General features: G+C 69.6%; 29 protein-coding genes. 23 read left to right on the top strand and 6 right to left on the bottom strand.

Features of this window, described 5'->3' with window-relative positions:
- Positions 1-131: 131 nt before the first annotated feature.
- The 3 genes from ABWI04_RS32535 to ABWI04_RS32525 all read left to right on the top strand — a co-directional run bounded on the left by ABWI04_RS32535 (position 132) and on the right by ABWI04_RS32525 (position 5,596).
- On the top strand, positions 132-4,004 hold the full coding sequence (locus tag ABWI04_RS32535; protein ID WP_345187007.1) for a DNA-directed RNA polymerase subunit beta': 3,873 nt from the start codon (positions 132-134) through the stop codon (positions 4,002-4,004).
- 216 nt (positions 4,005-4,220) lie between these two features.
- Positions 4,221-4,457 carry a hypothetical protein gene (locus tag ABWI04_RS32530; protein WP_353834818.1) on the top strand — a complete coding sequence of 79 codons (237 nt, stop codon included), beginning with the start codon at positions 4,221-4,223 and terminating at the stop codon, positions 4,455-4,457.
- Between the two features lie 221 nt (positions 4,458-4,678).
- Entirely contained in the window at positions 4,679-5,596 is a 918-nt protein-coding gene (locus ABWI04_RS32525; protein WP_353834817.1) for an NADP-dependent oxidoreductase, read from the top strand.
- 153 nt (positions 5,597-5,749) lie between these two features.
- Here the strand turns inward: ABWI04_RS32525 and ABWI04_RS32520 are convergent, their stop codons facing one another.
- Positions 5,750-6,631, bottom strand: coding sequence for an NAD(P)H-binding protein (locus tag ABWI04_RS32520; RefSeq protein ID WP_353834816.1), 882 nt, complete (start codon positions 6,629-6,631; stop codon positions 5,750-5,752).
- 51 nt (positions 6,632-6,682) lie between these two features.
- On the opposite strand from ABWI04_RS32520, the gene ABWI04_RS32515 reads away from it, so the two are divergent.
- Entirely contained in the window at positions 6,683-7,051 is a 369-nt protein-coding gene (locus tag ABWI04_RS32515; protein ID WP_353834819.1) for a MerR family transcriptional regulator, read from the top strand.
- A gap of 51 nt (positions 7,052-7,102) precedes the next feature.
- Here ABWI04_RS32515 and ABWI04_RS32510 read toward each other — a convergent pair whose 3' ends face one another.
- Positions 7,103-7,492, bottom strand: a complete 390-nt coding sequence (locus ABWI04_RS32510; RefSeq protein WP_353834815.1) for a hypothetical protein — start codon at positions 7,490-7,492, stop codon at positions 7,103-7,105.
- 147 nt (positions 7,493-7,639) lie between these two features.
- Between ABWI04_RS32510 and ABWI04_RS32505 the strand changes: the two genes are divergently transcribed.
- From ABWI04_RS32505 to ABWI04_RS32495, 3 genes are all read left to right on the top strand, one after another.
- The gene (locus ABWI04_RS32505) at positions 7,640-8,542 is read left to right on the top strand and encodes a phosphotransferase family protein (protein WP_353834814.1); all 903 of its coding nucleotides are present in this window, start codon (positions 7,640-7,642) and stop codon (positions 8,540-8,542) included.
- Positions 8,543-8,579: 37 nt separating this feature from the next.
- On the top strand, positions 8,580-9,620 hold the full coding sequence (locus ABWI04_RS32500) for a DNA polymerase IV (RefSeq protein ID WP_353834813.1): 1,041 nt from the start codon (positions 8,580-8,582) through the stop codon (positions 9,618-9,620).
- Between the two features lie 130 nt (positions 9,621-9,750).
- Positions 9,751-9,999 carry a hypothetical protein gene (locus tag ABWI04_RS32495; protein ID WP_345186986.1) on the top strand — a complete coding sequence of 83 codons (249 nt, stop codon included), beginning with the start codon at positions 9,751-9,753 and terminating at the stop codon, positions 9,997-9,999.
- Between the two features lie 60 nt (positions 10,000-10,059).
- On the opposite strand, the gene ABWI04_RS32490 is transcribed toward ABWI04_RS32495, so the two are convergent.
- Together ABWI04_RS32490 and ABWI04_RS32485 are read right to left on the bottom strand one after the other, a co-directional pair.
- Entirely contained in the window at positions 10,060-11,265 is a 1,206-nt protein-coding gene (locus ABWI04_RS32490) for a CU044_5270 family protein (RefSeq protein WP_353834812.1), read from the bottom strand.
- A 2-nt stretch (positions 11,266-11,267) separates the two neighbouring features.
- The gene (locus ABWI04_RS32485) at positions 11,268-11,831 is read right to left on the bottom strand and encodes an RNA polymerase sigma factor (protein WP_353834811.1); all 564 of its coding nucleotides are present in this window, start codon (positions 11,829-11,831) and stop codon (positions 11,268-11,270) included.
- A 327-nt stretch (positions 11,832-12,158) separates the two neighbouring features.
- On the opposite strand from ABWI04_RS32485, the gene ABWI04_RS32480 reads away from it, so the two are divergent.
- Positions 12,159-12,611, top strand: coding sequence for a hypothetical protein (locus ABWI04_RS32480; protein ID WP_353834810.1), 453 nt, complete (start codon positions 12,159-12,161; stop codon positions 12,609-12,611).
- A gap of 219 nt (positions 12,612-12,830) precedes the next feature.
- On the opposite strand, the gene ABWI04_RS32475 is transcribed toward ABWI04_RS32480, so the two are convergent.
- Together ABWI04_RS32475 and ABWI04_RS32470 are read right to left on the bottom strand one after the other, a co-directional pair.
- The gene (locus ABWI04_RS32475; protein ID WP_353834809.1) at positions 12,831-13,088 is read right to left on the bottom strand and encodes a hypothetical protein; all 258 of its coding nucleotides are present in this window, start codon (positions 13,086-13,088) and stop codon (positions 12,831-12,833) included.
- Positions 13,089-13,254: 166 nt separating this feature from the next.
- Positions 13,255-13,737 carry an Lrp/AsnC family transcriptional regulator gene (locus tag ABWI04_RS32470; protein WP_353834808.1) on the bottom strand — a complete coding sequence of 161 codons (483 nt, stop codon included), beginning with the start codon at positions 13,735-13,737 and terminating at the stop codon, positions 13,255-13,257.
- 34 nt (positions 13,738-13,771) lie between these two features.
- Between ABWI04_RS32470 and ABWI04_RS32465 the strand changes: the two genes are divergently transcribed.
- The 15 genes from ABWI04_RS32465 to rpsC all read left to right on the top strand — a co-directional run.
- Positions 13,772-14,593: an EamA family transporter gene (locus tag ABWI04_RS32465; RefSeq protein WP_353834807.1), complete on the top strand. Its 822-nt coding sequence runs from the start codon at positions 13,772-13,774 to the stop codon at positions 14,591-14,593.
- Positions 14,594-14,606: 13 nt separating this feature from the next.
- A complete protein-coding gene (locus tag ABWI04_RS32460; protein ID WP_353834806.1) occupies positions 14,607-15,587 on the top strand; it encodes an aldo/keto reductase in 981 nt (326 codons plus the stop codon).
- A 242-nt stretch (positions 15,588-15,829) separates the two neighbouring features.
- The gene (locus ABWI04_RS32455; protein WP_353834805.1) at positions 15,830-17,368 is read left to right on the top strand and encodes a hypothetical protein; all 1,539 of its coding nucleotides are present in this window, start codon (positions 15,830-15,832) and stop codon (positions 17,366-17,368) included.
- A 540-nt stretch (positions 17,369-17,908) separates the two neighbouring features.
- The gene (gene rpsL / locus ABWI04_RS32450) at positions 17,909-18,283 is read left to right on the top strand and encodes a 30S ribosomal protein S12 (protein WP_021597495.1); all 375 of its coding nucleotides are present in this window, start codon (positions 17,909-17,911) and stop codon (positions 18,281-18,283) included.
- On the top strand, positions 18,283-18,753 hold the full coding sequence (gene rpsG / locus ABWI04_RS32445) for a 30S ribosomal protein S7 (protein WP_179845939.1): 471 nt from the start codon (positions 18,283-18,285) through the stop codon (positions 18,751-18,753). The genes rpsL and rpsG overlap by 1 nt, the downstream gene beginning before the upstream one ends.
- Positions 18,754-18,796: 43 nt before the next feature.
- Positions 18,797-20,908, top strand: coding sequence for an elongation factor G (gene fusA / locus ABWI04_RS32440; protein ID WP_345186963.1), 2,112 nt, complete (start codon positions 18,797-18,799; stop codon positions 20,906-20,908).
- Positions 20,909-20,990: 82 nt separating this feature from the next.
- Positions 20,991-22,184 carry an elongation factor Tu gene (gene tuf / locus ABWI04_RS32435; RefSeq protein ID WP_345186962.1) on the top strand — a complete coding sequence of 398 codons (1,194 nt, stop codon included), beginning with the start codon at positions 20,991-20,993 and terminating at the stop codon, positions 22,182-22,184.
- Positions 22,185-22,292: 108 nt separating this feature from the next.
- Positions 22,293-22,601, top strand: a complete 309-nt coding sequence (gene rpsJ / locus ABWI04_RS32430; RefSeq protein ID WP_018657599.1) for a 30S ribosomal protein S10 — start codon at positions 22,293-22,295, stop codon at positions 22,599-22,601.
- A 15-nt stretch (positions 22,602-22,616) separates the two neighbouring features.
- Positions 22,617-23,267: a 50S ribosomal protein L3 gene (gene rplC, locus ABWI04_RS32425; RefSeq protein ID WP_179845942.1), complete on the top strand. Its 651-nt coding sequence runs from the start codon at positions 22,617-22,619 to the stop codon at positions 23,265-23,267.
- Positions 23,264-23,866 (top strand): 50S ribosomal protein L4, encoded by a 603-nt coding sequence (rplD, locus tag ABWI04_RS32420; RefSeq protein ID WP_345186960.1) that lies wholly within the window; start codon positions 23,264-23,266, stop codon positions 23,864-23,866. The genes rplC and rplD overlap by 4 nt, the downstream gene beginning before the upstream one ends.
- A gap of 12 nt (positions 23,867-23,878) precedes the next feature.
- Positions 23,879-24,178 (top strand): 50S ribosomal protein L23, encoded by a 300-nt coding sequence (gene rplW, locus ABWI04_RS32415; RefSeq protein ID WP_173394922.1) that lies wholly within the window; start codon positions 23,879-23,881, stop codon positions 24,176-24,178.
- A 45-nt stretch (positions 24,179-24,223) separates the two neighbouring features.
- The gene (gene rplB, locus ABWI04_RS32410) at positions 24,224-25,057 is read left to right on the top strand and encodes a 50S ribosomal protein L2 (RefSeq protein WP_089314947.1); all 834 of its coding nucleotides are present in this window, start codon (positions 24,224-24,226) and stop codon (positions 25,055-25,057) included.
- Positions 25,058-25,069: 12 nt separating this feature from the next.
- Complete coding sequence (rpsS, locus tag ABWI04_RS32405; RefSeq protein WP_089314946.1) at positions 25,070-25,351, top strand: 30S ribosomal protein S19; 282 nt, start codon at positions 25,070-25,072, stop codon at positions 25,349-25,351.
- 40 nt (positions 25,352-25,391) lie between these two features.
- On the top strand, positions 25,392-25,775 hold the full coding sequence (gene rplV, locus ABWI04_RS32400) for a 50S ribosomal protein L22 (protein WP_179845945.1): 384 nt from the start codon (positions 25,392-25,394) through the stop codon (positions 25,773-25,775).
- Positions 25,775-26,454: 30S ribosomal protein S3 (gene rpsC / locus ABWI04_RS32395; protein ID WP_353834804.1), on the top strand; the 680-nt coding region annotated here is incomplete at its 3' end. The genes rplV and rpsC, both read left to right, overlap by 1 nt.

Raw genomic sequence — 26,454 nt, 5'->3', positions numbered from 1 at the left:
GTCCATCGAGATGCGCGACACCGACGAGGACGTCTTCCGCGCCGCGGAGGAGCTCGGCATCGACCTCTCCCGCCGTCCGAACGAGGGCGCGATGAGCGTCGACGAGGTCTGAGAACTCAAGGGGAAAACAGTTGCTTGACGTCAACTTCTTCGACGAGCTTCGCATCGGTCTGGCGACCGCCGACGACATCCGCCAGTGGTCGCACGGCGAGGTGAAGAAGCCGGAGACGATCAACTACCGGACCCTCAAGCCGGAGAAGGACGGGCTCTTCTGCGAGAAGATCTTCGGTCCTACCCGCGACTGGGAGTGCTACTGCGGCAAGTACAAGCGCGTCCGGTTCAAGGGCATCATCTGTGAGCGCTGCGGCGTCGAGGTGACTCGCGCCAAGGTGCGCCGTGAGCGGATGGGCCACATCGAGCTGGCCGCGCCCGTCACGCACATCTGGTACTTCAAGGGCGTCCCGTCCCGGCTCGGCTACCTGCTGGACCTGGCTCCGAAGGATCTCGAAAAGATCATCTACTTCGCGGCCTACATGATCACCAGCGTGGACGCCGAGCGGCGCGACCGCGACCTGCCGACGCTGGAGGCCCACATCTCCGTGGAGCGCCAGCAGATCGAGCAGGCCCGCGACGCGCAGGTCGAGGCCCGCCAGCAGAAGCTGGAGGGCGACCTGGCGGAGCTGGAGGAGGCCGGCGCGAAGGCCGACCAGAAGCGCAAGGTGCGCGACGGCGCCGAGCGGGAGATGAAGCAGCTGCGCGACCGCGCGCAGCGCGAACTCGACCGCCTCGACGAGGTCTGGAGCCGCTTCAAGAACCTCAAGGTCCAGGACCTGGAGGGCGACGAGCTGCTCTACCGCGAGATGCGCGACCGCTTCGGCAAGTACTTCGAGGGCGGCATGGGCGCCGCGGCCATCCAGGCGCGGCTGCAGAACTTCGACCTCGACGCCGAGGCCGAGAAGCTGCGCGACATCATCCGCACCGGCAAGGGCCAGAAGAAGGCCCGCGCCCTCAAGCGGCTGAAGGTCGTCTCGGCGTTCCTCAACACCCGCAACAGCCCGCTCGGCATGGTGCTGGACTGCATCCCGGTCATCCCGCCGGACCTGCGTCCCATGGTCCAGCTGGACGGCGGCCGGTTCGCCACGTCCGACCTGAACGACCTGTACCGCCGGGTGATCAACCGCAACAACCGGCTCAAGCGCCTGCTCGACCTGGGCGCTCCCGAGATCATCGTCAACAACGAGAAGCGGATGCTGCAGGAGGCCGTCGACGCGCTGTTCGACAACGGCCGCCGCGGCCGCCCGGTCACCGGGCCGGGCAACCGTCCGCTGAAGTCGCTGTCCGACATGCTCAAGGGCAAGCAGGGCCGGTTCCGGCAGAACCTGCTGGGCAAGCGCGTCGACTACTCCGGCCGTTCGGTCATCGTCGTCGGCCCGCAGCTGAAGCTGCACCAGTGCGGCCTGCCCAAGCAGATGGCGCTGGAGCTGTTCAAGCCGTTCGTCATGAAGCGGCTGGTCGACCTCAACCACGCGCAGAACATCAAGTCCGCCAAGCGGATGGTCGAGCGGGCCCGCCCGGTCGTGTGGGACGTGCTGGAAGAGGTCATCACCGAGCACCCGGTGCTGCTGAACCGGGCGCCGACCCTGCACCGGCTCGGCATCCAGGCGTTCGAGCCGCAGCTGGTCGAGGGCAAGGCCATCCAGATCCACCCGCTGGTCTGCACCGCGTTCAACGCGGACTTCGACGGCGACCAGATGGCGGTGCACCTGCCGCTGTCCGCCGAGGCGCAGGCCGAGGCGCGGATCCTGATGCTGTCGACCAACAACATCCTGAAGCCGTCGGACGGCAAGCCCGTCACCATGCCCACCCAGGACATGGTCATCGGCCTGTACTGGCTGACGACGCAGAAGGACGGCGCGGTCGGCGAGGGTCGCGCGTTCGGCTCGATCGGCGAGGCCATCATGGCCTACGACCGGCACGAGCTGGACCTGCAGGCCCGGATCCAGATCCGGCTCAAGGACGTCCCGCCGCCGCGCGGCTGGAAGGCGCCCGAGGGCTACGAGCCCGGCCGGCCCTACCGGCTGGAGACGACGCTCGGCCGCGCGATGTTCAACGAGACGCTGCCGGACGACTTCCCGTTCGTGGACGACGAGATCGGCAAGAAGCAGCTCTCGGCGATCGTCAACGAGCTGGCGGAGACCTACCCGAAGGTGGCCGTCGCCAACGCGCTGGACGCGCTGAAGAGCACCGGGTTCCACTGGGCGACCAGGTCCGGCGTCACGATCGCGATCGACGACGTCATCACGCCGCCCAACAAGGCGGAGATCCTGGGCGGCTACGAGGCGCGCGCCGAGAAGGTGCAGCGGGAGTTCAACCGCGGCCTGATCACCGACGACGAGCGCAAGCAGGAGCTCATCGAGATCTGGAACAAGGCCACCGCGGACGTCGCGGTGGACATGGAGAAGGCGTTCCCGAAGGCCAACCCGATCTGGATGATGATCCAGTCGGGCGCCCGAGGCAACCCGCTGCAGCTCCGCCAGATCGCCGGTATGCGCGGCCTGGTCTCCAACCCCAAGGGCGAGACCATCCCGCGTCCGATCAAGTCGTCCTTCCGCGAGGGCCTGTCGGTCGTCGAGTACTTCATCTCGACGCACGGCGCCCGCAAGGGCCTGGCCGACACCGCGCTGCGCACCGCCGACTCGGGTTACCTGACCCGGCGCCTGGTGGACGTCGCGCAGGACGTCATCGTCCGCGAGGAGGACTGCGGCACCGACCGCACGATCCCCTTCGAGGTCGCCGACCGGCTGCAGGACGGCACCCTGGTCAAGCTCGCCACCTCGGAGACGAGCCTGGTCGGCCGCACCATCGCCGAGGACGTCGTCGTCGACGGGACGGTCATCTTCCCCGCCGACACCGACCTGTCCGACGCGGTCGTGACGCGCCTGGTCGAGGCGGGCGTGGAGAAGGTCCGCACCCGCAGCGCCCTGGTCTGCGAGGCCAAGATCGGTGTCTGCGCCGCCTGCTACGGCCGCTCGCTGGCCACCGGCAAGCGCGTGGACGTCGGCGAGGCCGTCGGCATCATCGCCGCGCAGTCCATCGGCGAGCCCGGCACGCAGCTGACGATGCGCACCTTCCACACCGGCGGTGTGGCGGGCGGCGACATCACGCACGGTCTGCCGCGTGTCCAGGAGCTGTTCGAGGCCCGCATCCCCAAGGGTGTGGCCCCGATCAGCGAGGTCGCCGGCCGCGTCAAGATCGACGAGACGGAGAAGGCCCGCAAGGTCGTCATCGTCCCGGACGACGGCTCCGACGAGATCGCCTACCCGGTGCCGATGCGGTCCCGCCTCCTGGTCAAGGAGGGCGAGGCCGTGGGCGTCGGCCAGCAGCTCATCGCGGGTGCGATCAACCCGCACGAGGTGCTGCGCATCCTCGGTCCCCGCGCCGTGCAGCTCCACCTCGTCCAGGAGGTGCAGGAGGTGTACCGGTCGCAGGGCGTGTCGATCCACGACAAGCACATCGAGATCATCGTCCGCCAGATGCTGAAGCGGGTGAACATCCTGGAGTCGGGCGACACCGACCTGCTCCCGGGTGACCTGGTCGAGCGGCCGATCTTCGAGGAGACGAACCGGAACGTCGTGGCCGAGGGCGGGGTCCCCGCCGCCGGCCGCCCCGTCCTGATGGGCATCACCAAGGCCTCGCTCGCGACCGAGTCGTGGCTGTCGGCGGCGTCCTTCCAGGAGACGACCCGGGTGCTCACCGAGGCCGCGATGCACGCCAAGAGCGACCCGCTGCTCGGCCTCAAGGAGAACGTCATCATCGGCAAGCTCATCCCGGCCGGTACCGGCATGCCGCAGTACCGCAACGTCCGGGTCGAGCCGACCGAGGAGGCGAAGGCGGCGGTGTACTCCGTCGGCTCCTACGACGACGGCGCCGAGTACGCCTTCGGGCAGGGCTCCGGCGAGGCCGTCCCGCTGGAGGAGTACGACTTCGGTCAGTACAACCGCTGAGGCGGCTGACGCGCACCGAAGCAGCGCAAAGGCGAGGCCCCTTCCGGAATCTCCGGAAGGGGCCTCGCCCGTTTCCGCCGGGGTGACTTCCACATCCAGGCAGTCCTTGCTGGCAGTGGCCCCGCGCCGACTGGCGTCGTCCACCTCCCCTGGGACGGTCTCCCGTGTGAAGTCCCGCTTGCGGGAGCCAATTGAAACACCCCAGAAGGAGACGTAATGCGCGAACGCGTAACGTCCCAGAGCAGCGACCCCCGGGCCGCCGCTTACGAGGCGCTGGAGACGGCCGTCGCAACCGGCCGGACAGTGGACCTGGAGGTCAGCGGCGAGGTCGTCGAGGGCATCCACTCCAGGGAGCTGACCGTCTCGGTCAGCCCGGGCACCTCCGTCGACGCCGTCGCGAACGACCTGCGCACGGAGGCGCGGAGGCAACACGCCCAGGAGCAGCAGCGGTGAGCTGATCACCGTTGACGTGAAGCGGGTCCGGCGATGCCGGGCCCGCTTCTACTGCGACGGGGTCTTGCCCCTTCTCATCGGTCCGCCGCGGTGCGTCCCGGGCATCCTCGGACCGCCGATCCTAGGGAGAACGGTCCGTTCCTCCGCCGCGGGAAACCGGGCAGGCTCGGAAGCGCGGCCAGCGAAGGCCGCGACGGACGAGGAAGAGCGGTGATCACGCGATGAAGGCGGTGCGGTTCCACGAGTACGGCGGGATCGACGTCCTGCGGGTGGAGGATGTGGAGCGTCCGGTGCCCGGTCCCGGGCAGGTGCTGGTGGAGGTCCGCGCGGCGGGGATCCAGCCCGGTGAGACGCATATCCGGGAGGGCGGGCTGCACGCGCGCTGGCCCGCGACGTTCCCCTCGGGGCAGGGCACCGACCTGGCCGGTGTCATCGTGGAGCTCGGGCCGGAGGTGCGCGGGTTCGCGGTGGGCGACGAGGTCCTCGGCTTCACCCACGACAGGGCGAGCCACGCGGAGTTCGTCGCGGTCGACGACGTCCGGCTGACGCCGCGTCCGGCGGGGCTGTCCTGGGAGGTGGCCGGATCGTTGCAGGTGGCGGGCGCGACCGCGTACGCCTGCGTGTTCGCGGTCGACCCCGGACCGTCCGACACGGTCGTGGTCTCCGGCGCGGCGGGCGGCGTCGGGTCCCTCGCCGTGCAGCTCGCGCGGCGGCGCGGCGCCACGGTGATCGGGCTGGCGAGCGAGCCGAACCACGCCTGGCTGAAGGAGCACGGCGTCATCCCGGTCGAGTACGGGGACGGCGTGGCCGAGCGGATCGAGCAGGCCTCCGGCGGGACGGTCGACGCGTTCATCGACACGTTCGGCACCGGCTACGTCGACCTGGCGGTGGAGCTGGGCGTGCGGCCCGAGCGGATCAACACGATCCGCGACTGGGGGACCGCGGCCAGGGTCGGCGCGCAGACCGCCGGAGAGAGCACGGCGGCGTGCGCGGCCGTCCTCGGCGAGCTGGCCCGCCTCGCCGCACGGGGAGAGCTGGAAGTGACGATCGCCAACGTCTACCCGCTGGCCCGGGTGCGGGACGCCTTCCGCGAACTGGAACGGCGCCACACGCACGGCAAGATCGTCCTCCGCCCCTGACCGGCGGAGAGGCGCCCGTCCGGCCGTGGGCTGGGACCGTTCCCGATGCGATCGTCGAGCCGCTCCGGGAGTGCATGCCACGGCTCTGCCGGGAAGCCGTCGACCACGTCACCGCCGTCCTCGCCCTCTGGGAAGTCTGACCGGAGCGGCCACTCACCCGAAGTCGGCGACGTGGTCCAGCGCCCACTTCGCGAAGGCGCCCGCCGGCCGGCCGGTCAGGCGCTCGACGTGATCGGTGACGCGGTTCGATTCAGGCCGCCGCACCGAGGCAGCGATCAGCGCGTCGACCAGCGGCTCGGGACGACCGTCCGCGAGCATTTTCGATCGCGCCAGGTCGGCGGGCAGCGCCTGGAAGCGCAGCGGCCGTCCGAGAGCAGCACCGAGGTGAGCGACCTGGTCGGCGCGGCTGAGGACCTCGGGGCCGGTCAGCGCGTGCAACGCCGGGTCCAGCCGGTCGTGACGCGCGAGCAGTACGGTTGCGGCCGCATCAGCGACGTCGCGCTCGTCCACGACGGCTGTGCGCGCGATGTCCAGGCCTGAGACCACGTCGCCCGCCAGCAACTGCGGCGCCCAACCACGTGTGTTGGAGGCCAGCGTGTCGCTGCGCAGCACCACCGGGTGCAGGCCGGCTTCGTGGAGCAGGCCTTCCATGTCCATGTGCACCTGGGCGATGGGATCACTCTGGCGAGCGGTTCCGTCGTCTATGGCGGTCGTGGACAGGTAGACGACACGGGGTCCTGCCGCAGTGAGCTCCACGACCAGGTCGTGGGCGGGGGCGGGATCGAGGAGCGGCCAGATGAGGAAGACGGCGTCGACGCCCACGAGCGCCTCGCGGACAACGGCGGGATCCGTGAGGTCGCCGACCACGGACTCCACTCCGGCACGCGGACCAATCGGACGGCGCACAAGGCTCCGGACGTGCCCGCCATGCGCCTGGAGACGGGTGACGACCTCCCGGCCGAGATTGCCGGCCGCGCCGGTGACCAGGATCGATGAAGGGGGGCGGGGGCCCGCTTTAGGGGTGCTGTCAGGCATGATCGAGACGCTAGGGGTTCAGGTCGACATGAAGGCAAGGCGCGCGTGGTGATGAAGATCGGGGAAGCGGCCGCCGAACTCGGGGTCGAGGCCCACGTGCTGCGGCACTGGGAAGACGCCGGAGCGCTCACCGTGCGTCGCGACGGCAACGGCTACCGCGTCTACGACGACAGTGCTCTGGAGCAGGCGCGCACGGTGCTGAAACTGCGGCGGGTCGGGCTCTCGCTGCCCGAGGTCACCGCCGCGATGGCGCCGACGCGGTCGGCGGCACAGGCGGTCGTGAAGGCGAAGATCGGCGCACTCGAGAGCGAGGTCGCCCACCGACAGCAGGCGATCACCTTTCTGCGGCACACCGTCGAGTGCCGGCACCGCTACCTCGACGACTGCCCGGACTGCGCCACTTTCGTCCGCGAAGCATGAATCTGCGTCGGCCCGCAACAGCCGGCCCGTCGAACGCGCGACGTCCTGCGGCTACTTCGGGTCGTCGGTCTCCCAGGGATACAGGAACTGGTCAGGGTGCAGTTGCCACGCTTCGAGCGTCGCGGTCAGCTCACCTTCACCGGCGACCGTCGTGGCTTTGACCAGAACGGCTCCGATGTCGTAGTCGAAGCCGGCGATGCGCTCGGCGTCATAGTCCCAGTGCTGCAACCGGAAGGTGCGGCCGTGGGCGGCTTGTCTCCAGCCTTCTCGCCGGGCTTGGGCGTCGGCCAGGGTGCTGAGCGGGGTGATGTCGACGAAGGCCCGCCGGCCGGTTCGGGTGACGGGAACCTCGGTGACCAGCCGCCGGCCGAGGCGCAGCGCGTTCAGTTTGTCGGTGGGCCAGGGCCGGGCGCCACCGGCGGGATGGTGCGGTGTGCTCATGCGGCCGCCTCCGTAAGTCGTTCGATGAAAGGATCCCGGACCCGGCCGGAAACCGTCGGCGAAACGGCCGGTGTTTCGTCTGGTGGCTGATCTCAGGCGATAGCGTCGAAGGGTGACGAGGATCGAGGGCGGGGCGGGCGTAGGCACATGGTGACGCAGGGGAGCGGCCGGGCCGCGGACGTCCGGGACGTGGTGGCGGCGCAGATGCCCGGCTACGACATCCACTCCGTGGTGCTGCTGGGAGAGGGCGAGGACAACATCGCCTTCCAGGTCAACGACGAGCTGATCGTCCGTTTCAGCAAGGAGCCCGACCCCGCGAGCCGGGCCGCGGTGGTCCGCGACGAGGCCCGCCTGCTCGCCGCCGTCGCGGACGTGTCGCCCATACCGGTGCCCGAGCCGAGCTTCACCGTCGCCGAGCAGGGCTGCCTGGCCTACTTCAAGCTCCCCGGTCTCCCCCTGATCGATGCCGATCCGGCGCGGCGATCGGGCCACGGCGGCTCCGTCGCCGTCGCGCTCGGGGAGTTCCTCGGCGCGCTGCACGCGGTTCCGGTCGCCGAGATGGCGGGCCTGGTGGAGACCGACGACGCGCCGATGGCGGTGTGGGCGGAGGAGTCCGCGCAGATCTACGCCTCGATCTCCCAGGTGGTGGTGCCGCCCGCGCACCGTCCCGCCGTGGAGGCGTTTCTCGGCGCGCCGCCTCCGGCCGCCCCGCGTGAGCTGGTGTTCTCCCACAACGACCTGGGGATCGAACACGTCCTCGTCGACCCGGACGCGTGGACCGTGACCGGGGTCATCGACTGGAGCGACGCCGCGATCACCGATCCGGCCCGTGACTTCGGCCTGCTCTACCGAGACCTCGGACCCGAGGCCCTTGACCGGGCCCTGAGCGGATACCGGGCCGACGTCGAAGACATCACGGCGCGCGCGGGCTTCTACGCCAGGTGCGGCGTGCTGGAGGACATGGCCTACGGGCTCCAGACCGGGCACCGCGAATACCTCGACAAGTCCCTCGCCGCACTGGAATGGCTCTTCCCCGCGGAAGGCGACTAGAGGCGCGACGTCCGGCCGAAGGAGCGCCTTCGGTCCGGTGCGGGACAATGAAGGTGTGGGTCGGTGGGTCCTGCATGTGGACTTGGACCAGTTCATCGCCGCCGTCGAGGTGCTCCGGCACCCGGAGCTCCGCGGGCGGCCGGTCGTCGTCGGAGGGGACGGCGATCCGGCCAAGCGCGGCGTGGTCAGCACGGCCTCATACGAGGCGCGCGAGTACGGCGTCCATTCCGGACTGCCCCTGCGCACGGCGGTGCGGCGATGCCCGGACGCCGTGTTCCTGCCCGTCGACAGGGAGCTCTACGAGTCCGTCTCGGCACAGGTCATGGCCACGCTGCGCGGCCTCGGCGTCGTGGTGGAGGTGCTGGGGTGGGACGAGGCGTTCCTGGCCCTCGACGGCGACGACCCGGAGGACCTGGCACGGGAGATCCGCGACCGGGTGCGGGCGGCGACGGGGCTCGAATGCACCGTGGGCATCGGGGAGAACAAGCTCCAGGCGAAGCTGGCGACCGGCTTCGGCAAACCCGCCGGAGTCTTCCGGCTCACCGGGGAGACCTGGTTCGAGGTGCTCGGTGACCGGCCGACCGACGCGCTGTGGGGCATCGGGGCCAAGACGGCCAAGCGGTTGAAGGGGCTCGGCATCGCCACGGTGGGCGATCTCGCGGCCGCGGATCCCGATGCCCTGGCCAGGGAGGTCGGTCCCGCGACCGGGCCGTGGCTGGTGCGGCTCGCCCAGGGGCGGGACGGCTCCCCGGTGAGCGACGCCCCGTACGTCCCGCGCTCGTGCGGCCGCGAGACCACCTTCCAGCGCGATCTGGACGACTGGGAGGACGTGCGGCGCGAGGTCGTCCGGCTGGCGCGGAGGGTCGCGGGAGACGCGGCCGCGGACGGCAGGGACGTCGCCCGCGTCGTCGTCAAGGTCCGGTACGTGCCGTTCACCACCCGCACCCACGGCCGGACGCTGGAGGCGCCGTCGGGCGAGCCGGACCGGATCCGGGAGGCCGCCCTCGCCGCGCTCGACCGGTTCACCGGGCGGCGTCCGGTGCGGCTGCTGGGCGTCCGCGCCGAGTTCACCCGATGACCTGGGAAGTTGCCCGGAGGATGGCGGGAAGGTGGACGTCGTTTTCTTGACCCTTTGGCGGGTTTTGGGGTTTTTGGCGGTGGGGATGAAGGCGGTCGTTGCTCGACGTACGCGACGGGGGAGAGAGCACATGAAGAGGGTCATGACCGGGGCACTGATCGCCGCTGTGGTCGGGATCGGGGGAGTGGGCGGCGCGGCCGCCGCCCAGGCGTCCGATCCGGGGGGCCAGAACACGCGCCAGGACTGCCGCACCTACTCCAGCGTCAAGGAGTGCGGCCAGCCCAAGCTGAACGACAAGCAGCGCGCGTGCGTGACCTCGTCGGTCCAGCAGGGCATGACCGAACGCCGCGCCACCGTGGAGTGCTCCGCCTTCGCGTAGGGCGCCACCCGCGAAAGGGGCCCGCTCCGGACGGAGCGGGCCCCTTGGCGTCAGGCCGGGTCAGCGCGGGGGACGCGCGTCGGTCCATCCGGCGACTTCGAAGGCCCGGTAGGCGGCGACCTCGCCGGGCTTGTGGAACCGGTCGGGCATGTCCTTCGCCTCCAGCGCGCGCGGCCGGCCGTCGTCACCCGGCGGCAGCGGCCGGCTGCCGTGGGGCGGCTTCGCCACGAGGTCGCGGATGGCCAGAAGGGAACCGGTGGCGGGGTCGACGATGAACTGGCGCCGGTAGGTGCCGAGCTGCTTGGGGGCGGTGAACAGGCCGAGCGGCGCGGTGGTCGTCAGCGGCAGCGACACCACCGTTCCGGTGCGGCCGAGCGGGTCGGTCGTCCGGCCCTCAGGCCTGACTCCGGGCAGGTCGGCGAGCATCCGGAACACCGCCGCGCGCACCTTGGGCGGCGCCGGCGCGGTGGACAGCAGGTCCCCGGCGACGTCGCTCAGAGCTCGCACACGCTCCTGCCCCCGCAAGGCGCGGATCGGCTCCGCCTTCTCGCCGTTCTTGGAAACGGCGTGCCAGTGCCCCCTGAGCCCGAGCAGGGCCTCCTTCAGCGCCTCCGGCTCCGTGGGCAGCTCGGTGAGCTGCTTCATGGTCATGCCGTCGAAGTCGTCGTCGGCCGGCATCCAGTTCGGCGGCCCTCCCTCGGACGCCATGTCGAGGAACACGGTCTGCCCCGTGCCTTCCGGGTCCGGGACGGGGACCATCTTGAGAGACCCCGCCGCCTCCCACTTCCGCTTGTCCTGGGCGGTGACCGGGACGTCGGCGAACTCGATGTGGGTGCTGCGACCCTTGCCGTCCGGGCCGAACCAGGCCTCGTTCCCCTGCCTGGAGTCCACCTTGTAGTGGTCCGCGGCGCTCTTGCCGACCGCGTAGATGTCCCCCATGACGGTTCTGGTGTGCCAGTACCTGCCGGTGGGCGCCTTCAACGCGTTGGTGGCGGCGACCAGCAGCGCATTGCCCTTCAGGGGGACGGTGCTCTCCACGCGGGGGGCGCCGTCCGGGTCGCCGTCCCCCGTGGAGACGAGGGCGGCGACCGTCCCGGCGGCCACGGCGGCCGTCGCCGCCACGCTCACCAGCTGGATCCGGAGACGGCGCCGAGGCCGGGAAGGCGCTCCGCCGGCCCGCCAGTCGATGCGCCGGGCGAGCAGCTCCGGGGCCTCCTCCACGGCGAGCCCCGTCCGCATCTGCCGCAGGGCGTCGATTTCATCCATGGTCACTCCTCGGAGAGGGCCTTGCGCAGCTTGGCCCGGCTTCGGTGGATCTTGGCCTTGACGGTGCCGACCGGCAGGCCGAGCGTCACCGCGATCTCGGCGTAGGACATCTCGCCCCACGCCAGCAGCAGGACGGCGTTGCGGTCCTGCGCGCCCAGCGACGCCAGCGCCCGCGCCAGGCCGGGGCCGCACGCCGCCGCGGAGGCGCGCTCGCTCGCCCTGTCGGCGACGCCGTCCTCCGCGGGGTCGGCGCCGGTCCGGGCGAACGCCCGGTACATGCGGGTCTCGTGGCGGTGGTGCTTGGCGATCAGGTTGCTCGCGATGCCCCACAACCAGGCGCCGAACTCCGCGCGCCCGCCGTACCTGTCGCGCCGCCGGAACGCGGTCGCGAAGGCCTCCGCCACCACGTCGTCGGCGAGGGACCCGCCGAGGCGCCGCCTGACGTAGGCGTGGAGCCGCGGCGAGTGGCGGCGGAACAGCTCGCCGAACGCTTCGGGGTCCTCCAGGGAGGCGGCGACGATCCGCGAATCGTCCAGCTCGTCCCTGGCATGGCTCACCATGGCCATAGGCGTCTCTTCATGGAGTGCGGTCTCCGTGTCCGGGGGGAGTGCTGACACCCCCTCTATCCCGAACCCCGCCCCCCGGTTGCGCCTATTTGTTTTTCCGCCTGCCACCCGGCCGCGGACCAGGGCAGCGCGTCCGAAGACGGCTTAGCCGTCAACCGGATGTAGGCGAGCTGCGAGGAATCTGCGCTGAGCAGGCGGAACCCCGAACCCACGTGGACGTCCGCTAGTGGAACTTCGGACTGACCGGGCTGTTCCCACTGCGAGAAGCAAACGAAATCGGGCGGCGCCGTCTCTACGGCCGCGTCGCCCCTTCCCATAGGAGCTCTCATGAGCTACCCGCAACCCGCCCTTCAGATCACCCGCGTGACCGGCGACAACGCCGCCGAGATCGAAGCGGAGATCGAACGACTGGCGCGTGAGTTCTTCGGCCCGGACGCCGAGCTGGCGTTCCCCGACCAGTACCACGCGAAGCTGACGAACGAAGGGTTCAGCCACTCCAAGCTGTACGCGGTCGAGGGAGTGACCGTCCGGCGTGACTGGCCCGACCGGCCGAACACCGTCGAACGCCGGGTCGACCTTCCGTCCGTCCGCGGCGGCAACATCGTTGAGGTCGAGTCCGAGATCGAGCGCTTCGCGACCGGGTTCTTCGGTTCGGAGGCCAACATCACGCCGCAGAACGCGGAGTACAAGGTGGTGGTGGTGCCGGACGGGGAGGACCACAAGAAGTACAAGGTGGAGGGTGTGACCGTTAAGCAGTCGGGCAAGTGGCCGACGGCGTGACGTCCGCGCTGTGATCCACACCAGGCCGCCATCACTCCGGTGACGGCCCCATACCAGGTGGCCCCTCGCGTGCGCGAGGGGCCATTCTGCCCCGGTGGGCAGTCCGGCCCCCGCACAGTGCGTACGGAGGCCGGCAGGGATGAACGGTTGCCGGGTTCTCAGAAGGCGGAACTCACGACGATCGCTCCTGCGGTCGCCATCTTCTCGGCCTCCTCCGGATCAGGTAAGGCTCCGGAGGATGGCCTCCTCGTGCGGACGCCCGTACTCGACCTGCTGGGTGTATCGACCCATGTCGACTCCCCGTTCCAGAGCGTCGACGGCCTCGTCACCAGTGGCGCCCGCCGCCATCGCGCTGATGACGGCGTCGCGGCCGTACTGGTCGACCCGGCTGATCGCCTGGGCCGCTTCGGACGGGTCGATATCGGTACCGGCCACCACCTCAAGGGCGGCTGCCTGTGACAAGCGCTGGAATTCCATCTTGCCGTGTCCCTTCTCTTCGTTGCGAGGTGTCGCGGCGACCTGGGCGCTGCGACGGCGGCCCTCCGCGGATGTGATGCGGAGGCCCGGGGATTTTATGAGCCGCGTCCCTCCCCGCGCTCGGGGGACCCGCTCACTGCCTCTGGCAGGGGCTCCCTAGCGGGCGTCAGGACAGCGGCAGCGGGCGGCGGGGGACGGGGGACGACTGGAGGATCGACGTCGTGGTCTTCGCGTACGGGGTGAAGCGGTCGAGGATCGGTTCCAGCTCCTCGACGGCGCGCAGGTGCGCGATGAAGTAGAAGCAGTCGTCGCCCGTGATGCGGTGGCACTCGACGATCTGCGGGACCTCGTCGGCGATCTTGGGGATGCGGCTCAGCTCGCGCGGGCTCGGGCTCACCCGGACCAGGACCGCGATCGGGAAGCCGAGCGTGACCGGATCGACGGTGGCGTGGTAGCCGGTGATGACGCCGGTGTCCTCCAGGCGCTGGACGCGCTCGGCGACGGCCGGGGCGGACAGCCCGACGCGGCGGCCCAGCTCGGCGATGGACGCTCGGCCGTCCCTTTGCAGCTCGGTGAGGATCTGTAGGTCGGTCGGATCGAGCGGCTTGGGTTCGTAGGCGCGACCCGGTCGGCCCCTTCGGTTCGCCATTCCCCCAACGTACGGACAGCCCGACGATACGACCATGCCGTTTCCGCCCTGGTCGTACTTTGTCGGGAGTGCGGTCTTCCACTACCTGGGGCCGTCGTTCGCCGTGCTGCTGTTCCCCCGTGTCGGGCCCCTGGGCGTGGCAGGGATACGAATCTGGAGCGCCGCCGCCGTCTTCGTAATCTGGCGCAGGCTATGGCGGACGTCCAAAGGCAGGAGCCGGCGGACGGTCCTGCTGTGGGGCGTTGTGCTCGCGGCGATGAACGCGTCCTTCTATTTGGCGATCGCACGATTGCCCCTGGCGACGGTGGCGGCGATCGAGTTCCTGCCCGTCATCCTCCTGGCCGCTCTAGGGGTGAGGACAGGGCGCAACATCGTCGCGCTCGGCGCGGCCGTCGGAGGCGTGTACGTCCTGACGGAGGTCCGGATCGAAGGAGAGCCGCTCGGGTTCGTCTTCGCGTTCGCCAACGCCGCACTGTTCGCTGTGTACATCGTCGTCGCCCACAAGGCCGCGCGGTCCGACGCCGGGGGCATCGACGGGTTGGCTTTGGCGATGGTGGCCGCGAGCGTGGTCGTCCTTCCCATCGGCGGTGTGCAGGCCGTGCCGGTGCTGGGCGATCCCGTCGCGCTCGCCGCGGGGATCGGCGTCGGGGTCTCCTCGTCCGTCATCCCGTACGTGTGCGACCAACTCGCGATGGCGCGTCTCGGCCGCGCCACCTACGCGCTGATGGTGTCGCTGCTCCCCGCGACCGCGACCGTGACCGGGCTCGTGGTGCTGCGGCAGGTCCCCGGACCGGCGGAGATCGCCGGAGTCGGGTTGGTGATCCTTGGGGTGGCGGGGCACCGTGGAGAACGTTGAGAGGAGACAGGTCATGGAACAGGTGCGGCTCGGGAACACCGGGATGAAGGTCTCGCGGATCTGCCTCGGCATGATGAGCTACGGCGACCCGGCGGTGCGGCCGTGGGCCCTGGACGAGGACGCGGCGGAGCCGATCGTCCGGCGGGCCGTGGACGGCGGCGTCACGTTCTTCGACACCGCCGACGTGTACTCGATGGGTGTCAGCGAGCAGGTGACCGGACGGCTTCTGCCGAAGTTCTTCCCTCGCAGGGACGACTACGTGCTGGCGACCAAGGTGTGCCTCCCCATGGGAGACGGCCCGAACGACCGGGGACTGTCGCGCAAGCACGTCATGGCGAGCATCGACGCGTCCCTCACGCGTCTCGGCACCGACTATGTCGACCTGTACCAGATCCACCGCTGGGACTACGGGACGCCCATCGAGGAGACCATGGAGGCACTGCACGACGTCGTGAAGTCGGGCAAGGCCCGCTACATCGGGGCGTCCAGCATGTACGCCTGGCAGTTCGCCAAGGCGCAGCACGTCGCCGACAAACACGGCTGGACGAAATTCGTGGCCATGCAGAACCACTACAACCTTGTCTACAGAGAAGAGGAGCGGGAGATGATTCCGCTCTGTCTCGACCAAGGGGTGGGCGTCATACCGTGGAGCCCGCTCGCGCGGGGGATGCTCGCGGGCAACCGGGAGAGGGGCGGCGAGCGCAAGACCGTCCGGTCCCAGAACGACTCTTACGGCGACAGCCTGTACGAGGAATCGGACTTCGACGTCGTGGACGCCGTGCGCGGGGTCGCGGCGGAGCGGGGCGTCCCGGCGGCGCAGGCGGCGCTCGCGTGGCTGCTCGCCAAGCCGGGGGTGACCGCGCCGATCGTGGGAGCGACGAAGCTCACGCACATGGACGACGCGATCGCCGCGGCGGACCTGCGGCTGGAGGACGCGGAGATCGACCGTATGCAGGCCCCGTACCGGCCCCATCGCGTTATCGGGCATTCCTGACGTTCACGGCGGAGGTCGCCTCCGGGGCGGAACGCTCCGGAGGCGTCCCGCGTCTATCAGGGGTGGTGATTTGCGATACCACCGGCGATCGGGGCAGGCTGGTGGCGAGAACGCCCACGCATGGCAAGCCCGCCAGGTGGGGACATGGGTGACAAGGTTCGGAGGCCGCGTTATGCGCCGCGCGTCTCCGGACTTCCGGGAGCTGAGGAGCCCCGGGACGACGGCGCTGAAGGAGCCCGACGATGACCGAGAACGACGGCACGCAGGGTCCGCAGCGGCCGATGCCTGAGGACGAGGGACACCCCAGGCCGCCGGAGGGCCAGGAGCCCCCCGCCCGGCCGCTGGGTGACCGCACCGTGGTGTTCGGTGCTCCGCAGTTGGGCGGCCGGCCCCCGGCACAGCCGGCGCAGCCTCGCGACGAGGAGCGGCAGGCACCCGCCCCGCCGCCCCCCACGATGGTCGAACAGCCGATGCAGCAGTTCGGCGAGCAGCCCCCGCCCCCGCCTCCCTACGGCGCACCGCAGGAGCAGCAGCCCCAGTACGGGCAGCAGCCGCAGATGCCCTACGGCACGCCTCCCGGGCCGGGCGGATACCCGCCCCCGCAGGAGCAGCAGCCCCAGTACGGGCAGCCGCAGCAGTACGAGCAGCCGCAGCAGCAGTACGGGCAGCAGCCGGAACAGTCCCCGTGGGGGCAGCAGCCCGAGCAGCCGTACGGGCAGCAGCCTCCGCAGCCTCCGCAGCAGCAGTCCGGGTACCCGCAGCAGCCGATGCACGGCGCGCCCCAGGACCAGCAGCCGCAGTACGGCCAGCCCCAGTACGGCGAGCAGCCGCCGCGGCCCGCGCAGCCGCAGGACGGCGGGGGAGAGCGGACGCTGATCGTCCCGGGTCCGGCCGGCGGTGCGCCCGAGCAGCCGCAGCAGCCGCAGCGCCCGGTGGTCGACGACCAGGCGACGCTGCACTGGTCGCCCGGCACCGACATCCCCGTCGCCACCGGCCCCGAGCGCAGGCAGGAGCCTCCGGCCGAGCCGTGGCAGGCCCCGACGCCTCCGTCCACGCCCGAGCCGTGGTCGCCGGAGTCGTCCCAGCCCGGTGGGCAGCAGGGGCAGGCCGACCACGAGCGGACGATGATGGTCCCGCCGCCCGAGTCCGGCTACGGCGCCGGGGCGCAGCAGACCGGTCCCTCGGTGGACGACCTGTACCGTCCGCCCGGTGAGGGCAACGTGGAGGACGCGCGCCCGACCGAGGCGTTCGACCCGTCCGCCGCCTCCCAGGGGCGCCACGCCGCCGAGTCGCCCGGCATGGCCGAGCACACCCGGCTTGACATGGGCCAGCAGCAGTGGGGCCAGCAGCAGGCGCAGCAGCCGGGCTACGGCCAGCAGCAGCAGGGCTACGGCCAGGGCGGCGAGCAGCAGGGCTACGGTCAGCAGCAGTACGGCGAGCAGGGCCAGCAGCAGGGCCAGCAGCAGGGCCAGCAATACGGGCAGCAGCAGTACGGCCAGCAGCAGGGCTATGGCGAACAGCAGGGCTATGGTCAGCAGCAGTTCGGCCAGCCCGGCGGCGAGCAGGGCCAGCAGCAGGGCCAGCAGTTCGGTCAGCAGCAGTACGGTCAGCAAGGCCAGCACGGTCAGCCCCAGCAGTACGGTCAGCAGGGGCAGTACGGCCAGCCGTCCACCTACGGCGGCGAAGAGAGCAAGGGCAGCAAGAACACGCTCCTGATGGTCGGCGGCGCCGTCGCGGCCGTGGTGATCATCGTCGTGCTGGTGGTCGCCTTCGTCCTGTAGGACGCGAAACTCCCAGAACGAGAGACGGCCGGGGACGCAAAAGCTGCTCCACGACTTCCCCAAAAGTGGGAACGTGGGTCACAATGCAGCAGAGGCGCCCCGGCCGTCGACGACCCGGGCCCCGCGATCCCGTGCGACGCCAGGTTCGAGCGAGGCGAGAACCTGAACGCGCGGCGCGCCGCCAGGCGAGACGAAGCGATGCGGCGCCGCGACGAGCACGGCTCTTCTCCTCGCTTTGCACTTTGGCGGAGCGGTCGGTAACCTCTTCACTTGTGCCCGCTGTGTGCGGGCCGCTATGCGTGCGTGTCGGCGAGGCCGGTTGGCCGGCCCCAGCGCGCCGCATCTACTCCCCGGCTTGATTCGGCCCAGTTAGGGCCGGGCGGTCTGTGTCGGTTTCGCGCGGTTGAATTTCCGTGGGGCGGCGACACGCCCGACCGCGTGGGTCGGAGAGGTCGGGAAACCGGCAGGTCACAGCCTCACCTGAGGTGGTGATTGCAGCAATAGGACTTACCGGCTCGGTACGAGGAAGACGGAGACGCGGTGCCCACGATCCAGCAGCTGGTCCGCAAGGGCCGCCAGGACAAGGTGACCAAGAACAAGACGCCCGCGCTCAAGGGCAGCCCCCAGCGCCGGGGCGTCTGCACGCGCGTCTACACCACGACGCCAAAGAAGCCGAACTCCGCGCTCCGGAAGGTCGCCCGTGTCCGGCTGACCAGCGGGATCGAGGTCACGGCCTACATCCCCGGCGTCGGCCACAACCTGCAGGAGCACTCGATCGTGCTCGTGCGCGGCGGCCGTGTGAAGGACCTCCCCGGCGTTCGGTACAAGATCATCCGCGGTTCCCTCGACACCCAGGGCGTCCGGAACCGCAAGCAAGGGCGCAGCCACTACGGCGCGAAGAAGGAGAAGAGCTGATGCCGCGCAAGGGCCCCGCTGGCAAGCGCCAGCTGATCGCTGACCCGGTGTACAACTCGCCGCTGGTCACCGCGCTCATCAACAAGGTTCTGCTGGACGGCAAGCGCTCCATCGCGCAGAGCATCGTGTACGACGCCCTGGAGGGCGCCCGCGAGAAGACCGGCAACGACCCGGTCGTCACGCTCAAGCGCGCGCTCGACAACGTCAAGCCCACTCTGGAGGTGCGCAGCCGCCGCGTCGGTGGCGCGACCTACCAGGTCCCCGTCGAGGTCCGGCCGGCGCGCAGCACCACCCTCGCGCTGCGCTGGCTGGTGCTCTACGCCCGGCAGCGGCGTGAGAAGACCATGATGGAGCGGCTGATGAACGAGCTGCTCGACGCGAGCAACGGCCTCGGCGCGTCTGTCAAGAAGCGCGAGGACACGCACAAGATGGCGGAGTCCAACAAGGCCTTCGCCCACTACCGCTGGTAATCCCGGCGGATCTGCAACGACGAGAGACGACGCGAGGACGGCAGTGGCTACCAAAACCGGTGTAGACCTGGCCAAGGTCCGCAACATCGGGATCATGGCCCATATCGACGCGGGCAAGACCACCACGACCGAGCGCATCCTCTACTACACGGGGATGAGCTACAAGATCGGTGAAGTGCACGACGGCGCCGCCACCATGGACTGGATGGAACAGGAGCAGGAGCGGGGGATCACCATCACCTCCGCCGCCACCACCTGCGAGTGGCCCGTCGACGACGTCAAGCACACGATCAACATCATCGACACCCCCGGCCACGTCGACTTCACCATCGAGGTGGAGCGCAACCTGCGGGTGCTCGACGGTGCGGTGGCGGTGTTCGACGGGGTCGCCGGTGTGGAGCCCCAGTCCGAGACGGTGTGGCGCCAGGCCGACCGGTACGGCGTGCCGCGCATGTGCTTCGTCAACAAGCTCGACCGGGTCGGCGCGGAGTTCCACCGCTGCGTCGACATGATCGAGAACCGGCTCAACGCGACGCCGCTGGTGCTGCAGCTCCCGATCGGCGCCGAGGCCGACTTCAAGGGCGTCATCGACCTCGTCCGGATGAAGGCCCTCCTGTGGAACGAGGAGGCCAAGCTCGGCGAGATGTACGACACCCTCGACATCCCCGAGTCGCACGCCGAGACGGCCCGCGAGTGGCACGACAAGCTCGTCGAGACCCTCGCGGAGAACGACGACGAGATCATGGAGCTGTACCTGGAGGGCAACGAGCCCACCGTGGAGCAGCTGCACGACGGCATCCGGCGCGCGACGATCGCCGCGAAGCTCACCCCGGTGACCTGCGGCACGGCCTTCAAGAACAAGGGCGTGCAGCCGCTGCTGGACGCGATCGTCCGCTACCTGCCGTCGCCGCTGGACGTGGAGGCCATCGAGGGCCACGCCGTCCGCGACGAGGAGAAGGTCCTCATCCGCAAGCCGAGCGAGGACGAGCCGTTCTCCGCGCTCGCGTTCAAGATCGCGAGCGACCCGCACCTGGGCAAGCTCACCTTCGTGCGCGTCTACTCCGGTGTCCTGGAGTCCGGCGCGAACGTGATGAACTCCGTCAAGGAGCGCAAGGAGCGCATCGGCAAGATCTACCGGATGCACGCCAACAAGCGCACCGAGATCGAGCGCGCGGGCGCCGGCGACATCGTCGCGGTGATGGGTCTCAAGCAGACCACCACCGGTGAGACGCTGTGCGACGACAAGAACCCGATCGTGCTGGAGTCGATGAACTTCCCGGCGCCGGTGATCCACGTCGCGATCGAGCCGAAGACCAAGGCCGACCAGCAGAAGCTGGGCACCGCCATCCAGCGCCTGGCCGAGGAGGACCCCTCCTTCCAGGTCCGCACGGAGGAGGACACCGGCCAGACCGTCATCTCGGGCATGGGCGAGCTCCACCTGGAGATCCTCGTCGACCGGATGAAGCGGGAGTTCAAGGTCGACGCCAACGTCGGCAAGCCGCAGGTCGCCTACCGCGAGACGATCACTCGCAAGGTCGAGAAGGTCGAGTACACCCACAAGAAGCAGACGGGTGGCTCGGGCCAGTTCGGCCGCGTGATCATCGACCTGGAGCCGCTCGGCGGCGGGTCGGACGGCTACGAGTTCGAGAACAAGGTCACCGGCGGCCGCATCCCGCGGGAGTACATCCCCTCGGTCGACACGGGCTGCCAGGAGGCCGCGGAGTTCGGGGTCCTCGCCGGCTACCCGATGGTGGGCGTCAAGGTCACCCTGCAGGACGGCGCCTACCACGAGGTCGACTCGTCGGAGATGGCGTTCAAGGTCGCCGGTTCCATGGCGTTCAAGGAGGCCGCCCGCAAGGCGTCCCCCACGCTGCTGGAGCCGATGATGTCCGTCGAGGTCACCACGCCCGAGGACAACATGGGCGACGTGATCGGCGACCTCAACAGCCGTCGCGGTCAGGTCCAGTCCATGGACGAGCGGCATGGCATGCGCGTCATCAAGGCGCTCGTGCCTCTGTCCGAGATGTTCGGCTACGTGGGTGATCTGCGCAGCAAGACCCAGGGCCGGGCTGTCTTCACCATGCAGTTCGACTCCTACGCCGAGGTTCCCGGGAACGTCGCGCAGGAGATCATCGCCAAGGCGCGGGGCGAGTAAGCACCCGGGCCTGCCCACAGATCACCAAGACGTAAACGAAGCGGTCGTCTAGGCGGCCGAGGATCGCAACAAGGAGCAACCAGTGGCGAAGGCCAAGTTCGAGCGGACGAAGCCGCACGTGAACATCGGCACCATTGGACACATCGACCACGGTAAGACCACCCTTACCGCGGCGATCACCAAGGTGCTCCACGACAAGTACCCGGACCTCAACCCCTTCACGCCGTTCGAGGACATCGACAAGGCGCCGGAGGAGCGCGAGCGCGGCATCACGATCTCGATCGCGCACGTCGAGTACCAGACCGAGGCCCGGCACTACGCGCACGTGGACTGCCCGGGGCACGCCGACTACATCAAGAACATGATCACCGGTGCGGCGCAGATGGACGGCGCCATCCTGGTGGTCGCCGCCACCGACGGCCCGATGCCGCAGACCAAGGAGCACGTGCTCCTGGCCCGCCAGGTCGGCGTCCCCTACATCGTCGTCGCCCTGAACAAGTGCGACATGGTGGACGACGAGGAGATCCTGGAGCTCGTCGAGCTCGAGGTCCGCGAGCTGCTGTCGGAGTACGAGTTCCCGGGCGACGACGTCCCGGTCGTGCGCGTCTCCGCCTTCCAGGCGCTGCAGGGCGACGAGAAGTGGTCCGCGTCGATCGTCGAGCTGATGGACGCCGTCGACGAGAACGTGCCGGAGCCGGTGCGTGACACCGAGAAGCCGTTCCTGATGCCGATCGAGGACGTCTTCTCGATCACCGGCCGCGGCACCGTCGTGACCGGCCGCATCGAGCGCGGTGTCGTGAACGTCAACGAGACCGTCGACATCATCGGCATCAAGCCGGAGTCCACCTCGACCACCGTCACCGGCGTCGAGATGTTCCGCAAGCTGCTCGACCAGGGCCAGGCGGGCGACAACGTCGGCCTGCTCCTGCGCGGCATCAAGCGCGAGGACGTCGAGCGCGGCCAGTGTGTCATCAAGCCGGGCACGAACACCCCGCACACCGAGTTCGAGGCGCAGGTCTACATCCTGTCCAAGGACGAGGGCGGCCGGCACACGCCGTTCTTCAACAACTACCGCCCGCAGTTCTACTTCCGGACCACGGACGTCACCGGCGTGGTGAACCTCCCCGAGGGCACCGAGATGGTCATGCCGGGCGACAACACCGAGATGCGCGTCGAGCTGATCCAGCCCGTCGCCATGGAGGAGGGCCTGAAGTTCGCCATCCGCGAGGGTGGCCGGACGGTCGGCGCCGGTCGCGTCACCAAGGTCATCAAGTAGCACCTCTCGTCACACGGCGGCCCGGTCGTCGGGCAACCCCAACCGGGCCGCCGTGTCACGACCACTGAAGTAAACAGCGGCACTACAGCAAAGGACACCGAGGCCACCATGGCGGGACAGAAGATCCGCATCCGGCTCAAGGCCTACGACCACGAGGTCATCGACACCTCCGCGAAGAAGATCGTTGAGACGGTGACGCGGACGGGCGCCAAGGTCGCGGGCCCGGTGCCGCTGCCGACCGAGAAGAACGTGTACTGCGTCATCCGCTCGCCGCACAAGTACAAGGACAGCCGCGAGCACTTCGAGATGCGCACGCACAAGCGGTTGATCGACATCATCGACCCGACGCCCAAGACGGTCGACTCGCTGATGCGACTCGACCTTCCGGCCGGCGTTGACATCGAGATCAAGCTCTAAGGGACGCACCGAGAGATGAGTACGCAGAGGAAGGGCGTCCTGGGCGAGAAGCTCGGCATGACCCAGGTCTTCGACGATGAGGGCCGGATCGTTCCGGTGACCGTCGTCCAGGCCGGGCCGTGTGTCGTCACCCAGCTCAAGAGCCAGGAGAAGGACGGCTACACCGCCGTCCAGATCGGGTTCGGGCAGATCGACCCGCGCAAGGTGAACAAGCCGAGCACGGGTCACTTCGAGAAGGCCGGCGTCACGCCGCGCCGCTACCTCGTCGAACTGCGGGCCGACGACACCACCGAGTTCGAACTCGGCCAGGAGATCACCGCCAGCGTCTTCGAGGCCGGCCAGAAGATCGACGTTACCGGGACGAGCAAGGGCAAGGGCACCGCCGGTGTCATGAAGCGCCACGGCTTCAAGGGCCTCGGCGCCTCGCACGGCACCCAGCGCAAGCACCGCTCGCCGGGTTCGATCGGCGGCTGCGCGACCCCGGGTCGCGTCTTCAAGGGCCTCCGCATGGCGGGACGGCACGGCAACGCCCGTACCACCGTGCAGAACCTGACCGTCCACGCCATCGACGCGGAGAAGAACCTGCTGCTCATCAAGGGCGCGGTTCCCGGTCCCAACGGCGGCGTGGTGCTGGTCCGCGACGCAGTGAAGGGAGCGGGCAAGTGACTTCGAAGCTCGACATCGAACTGCCCGCCGAGGTCTTCGACGCGAAGACCAGCGTGCCGCTGATCCACCAGGTCGTGGTGGCGCAGCTGGCCGCGGCGCGCCAGGGCACGCACGCCACCAAGACCCGGGGCGAGGTCTCCGGCGGTGGCAAGAAGCCGTACCGGCAGAAGGGCACCGGCCGCGCCCGTCAGGGCTCGACCCGCGCGCCCCAGTTCGCCGGCGGCGGCGTCGTCCACGGGCCGCAGCCGCGGGACTACTCGCAGCGGACGCCCAAGAAGATGAAGGCCGCCGCGCTGCGCGGCGCCCTGTCCGACCGCGCCCGGTTCGGCCGGGTGCACGTGGTCGACGGCCTCATCGAGGGCGACACCCCGAAGACGAAGACGGCGCTGAAGGCGCTGCGCGACGTCACCGCGGCCAAGCGCGTCCTGCTGGTCCTGGACCGCGAGGACGACGTGACCTGGAAGAGCCTGCGCAACGAGCCGAGCGTGCACGTGATCGTCTCCGACCAGCTCAACACGTACGACGTGCTGGTGAACGACGACGTCGTCTTCACGAAGACGGCGTACGACGAGTTCGTCTCGCGCGCGAAGAAGAAGTGAGGAGGGTCGCACATGAACAAGATCGCTGACCCCCGCGACATCATCATCGCGCCGGTCGTCTCGGAGAAGAGCTACGGGCTGCTGGACGAGAACAAGTACACGTTCGTCGTCCGCCCGGACGCCAACAAGACCCAGATCAAGCAGGCGGTCGAGTCGGTGTTCGGCGTCAAGGTGACGAGCGTGAACACGATCAACCGGCAGGGCAAGCGCAAGCGCACCCGGTTCGGCTACGGCAAGCGCAAGGACACCAAGCGCGCCATCGTCAGCCTGGCCGAGGGCGAGCGGATCGACATCTTCGGCGGCCCGGCCTAGACAGGCCAGGTCGTCCCGAAGACAGACAAGGGATGAACGAAAAAGATGGGCATCCGTAATTACAAGCCGACGACTCCGGGTCGTCGCGGGTCCAGCGTGGCCGACTTCGTCGAGGTCACGCGCCGCGAGCCCGAGAAGTCGCTGCTGCGTCCGCTCCCCAAGAAGGGCGGCCGCAACAACCACGGCCGCATCACGACCCGGCACCAGGGCGGCGGGCACAAGCGCGCGTACCGCGTGATCGACTTCCGCCGGCACGACAAGGACGGCGTCCCGGCCAAGGTCGCGCACATCGAGTACGACCCGAACCGCACCGCGCGGATCGCGCTGCTGCACTACGCGGACGGCGAGAAGCGCTACATCCTCGCCCCGCGCGGTCTGCGCCAGGGCGACCGGGTGGAGAACGGGCCGGGCGCGGACATCAAGCCGGGCAACTGCCTTCCGCTGCGCAACATCCCGACCGGTACGGTCGTGCACGCCATCGAGCTGCGCCCCGGCGGCGGCGCCAAGATCGCCCGCAGCGCGGGCGCCGGCGTCCAGCTGCTGGCCAAGGAGGGCAAGTACGCCACGCTGCGTATGCCCTCCGGCGAGATGCGGATGGTGGACGTGCGCTGCCGCGCCACGGTCGGCGAGGTCGGCAACGCCGAGCAGTCGAACATCAACTGGGGCAAGGCCGGCCGCATGCGGTGGAAGGGCAAGCGCCCGACCGTCCGCGGCGTGGCCATGAACCCGATCGACCACCCGCACGGTGGTGGTGAGGGCAAGACCTCCGGTGGCCGGCACCCGGTGAACCCGGCCGGCAAGAAGGAAGGCCGCACTCGCCAGGCGAACAAGTCGAGCGACCGGCTGATCGTCCGTCGTCGCAGCAAGAAGAAGCGGTAGGAGTCGCTCGCTATGCCACGTAGCCTGAAGAAGGGCCCGTTCGTGGACGACCACCTCATCAAGAAGGTGGACGTGCAGAACGAGAAGGGCACCAAGAACGTCATCAAGACGTGGTCGCGGCGCTCCATGATCGTGCCGGACATGATCGGTCACACGATCGCCGTGCACGACGGCCGCAAGCACGTCCCGGTGTTCATCACCGACTCGATGGTGGGACACAAGCTCGGCGAGTTCGCGCCGACGCGGACGTTCCGCAGCCACGTCAAGGAAGACCGCCGCAGCCGCCGAGGCTGAGCAGGCAGAGCAGTTAGCACGTAGGAGAGAGGGAACAGCGATGGAAGCCAGGGCCCAGGCGCGGTTCATCCGCGTCACGCCCAGGAAGGCCCGCCGCGTGGTGGACCTCATCCGCGGCCTGCCTGCCGCGGAGGCTCAGGCGGTGCTGCGGTTCGCCCCCCAGGCTGCGAGTGAGCCGGTGGGCAAGGTGCTGGCGAGTGCCATCGCCAACGCCGAGCACAACTTCAAGCTCGACTCGGGGACGCTCGTCGTCAGTCGCGCGTGGGTGGACGAGGGGCCGACGCTGAAGCGTTTCCGCCCCCGCGCCCAGGGCCGGGCTTACCGCATCAACAAGCGCACGAGCCACATCACCGTGGTCGTGGAGTCGCGAGACGACGCTGTGGCCGCGTCCGGCGGCGGTAAGAAGACGAGGAGGGCCCGGTAGTGGGTCAGAAGATCAACCCGCACGGGTTCCGGCTCGGCATCACCACCGACCACAAGTCCGTGTGGTTCGCCGACAAGCTCTACAAGGACTACGTCAAGGAAGACGTCCAGATCCGGCGCATGCTGCAGAAGGGCATGGACCGGGCGGGCATCTCCAAGGTGGAGATCGAGCGGACCCGTGACCGTGTCGAGGTCAACATCCACACCGCCCGGCCGGGCATCGTCATCGGCCGTCGCGGCGCGGAGGCCGAGCGCCTGCGCGGCGACCTGGAGAAGCTGACCGGCAAGCAGGTCCGGCTGAACATCCTCGAGGTCAAGAACCCCGAGATCGACGCGCAGCTCGTCGCGCAGGGCGTGGCCGAGCAGCTGTCCAGCCGCGTCGCGTTCCGCCGTGCCATGCGCAAGGCGATCCAGTCCGCGATGAAGTCCGGCGCCAAGGGCATCAAGGTCCAGTGCGGCGGCCGTCTCGGCGGCGCCGAGATGTCGCGGTCGGAGTTCTACCGCGAGGGCCAGGTCCCGCTGCACACGCTGCGCGCCGACATCGACTACGGGTTCTACGAGGCCCGGACGACGTTCGGCCGCATCGGCGTCAAGGTGTGGATCTACAAGGGCGAGGCCGCGCAGACGCGCGCCGAGCGCGAGCAGCAGGCCGCGCAGCAGCGCGCCGCGGGCGGCGGCGG

Origin of the sequence: Actinomadura sp. NPDC000929 (assembly GCF_040492065.1) — a bacterium.
In the GTDB taxonomy this organism is placed as follows: domain Bacteria; phylum Actinomycetota; class Actinomycetes; order Streptosporangiales; family Streptosporangiaceae; genus Spirillospora; species Spirillospora verrucosospora.
This window is presented reverse-complemented; position numbering and strand designations above follow the sequence as displayed.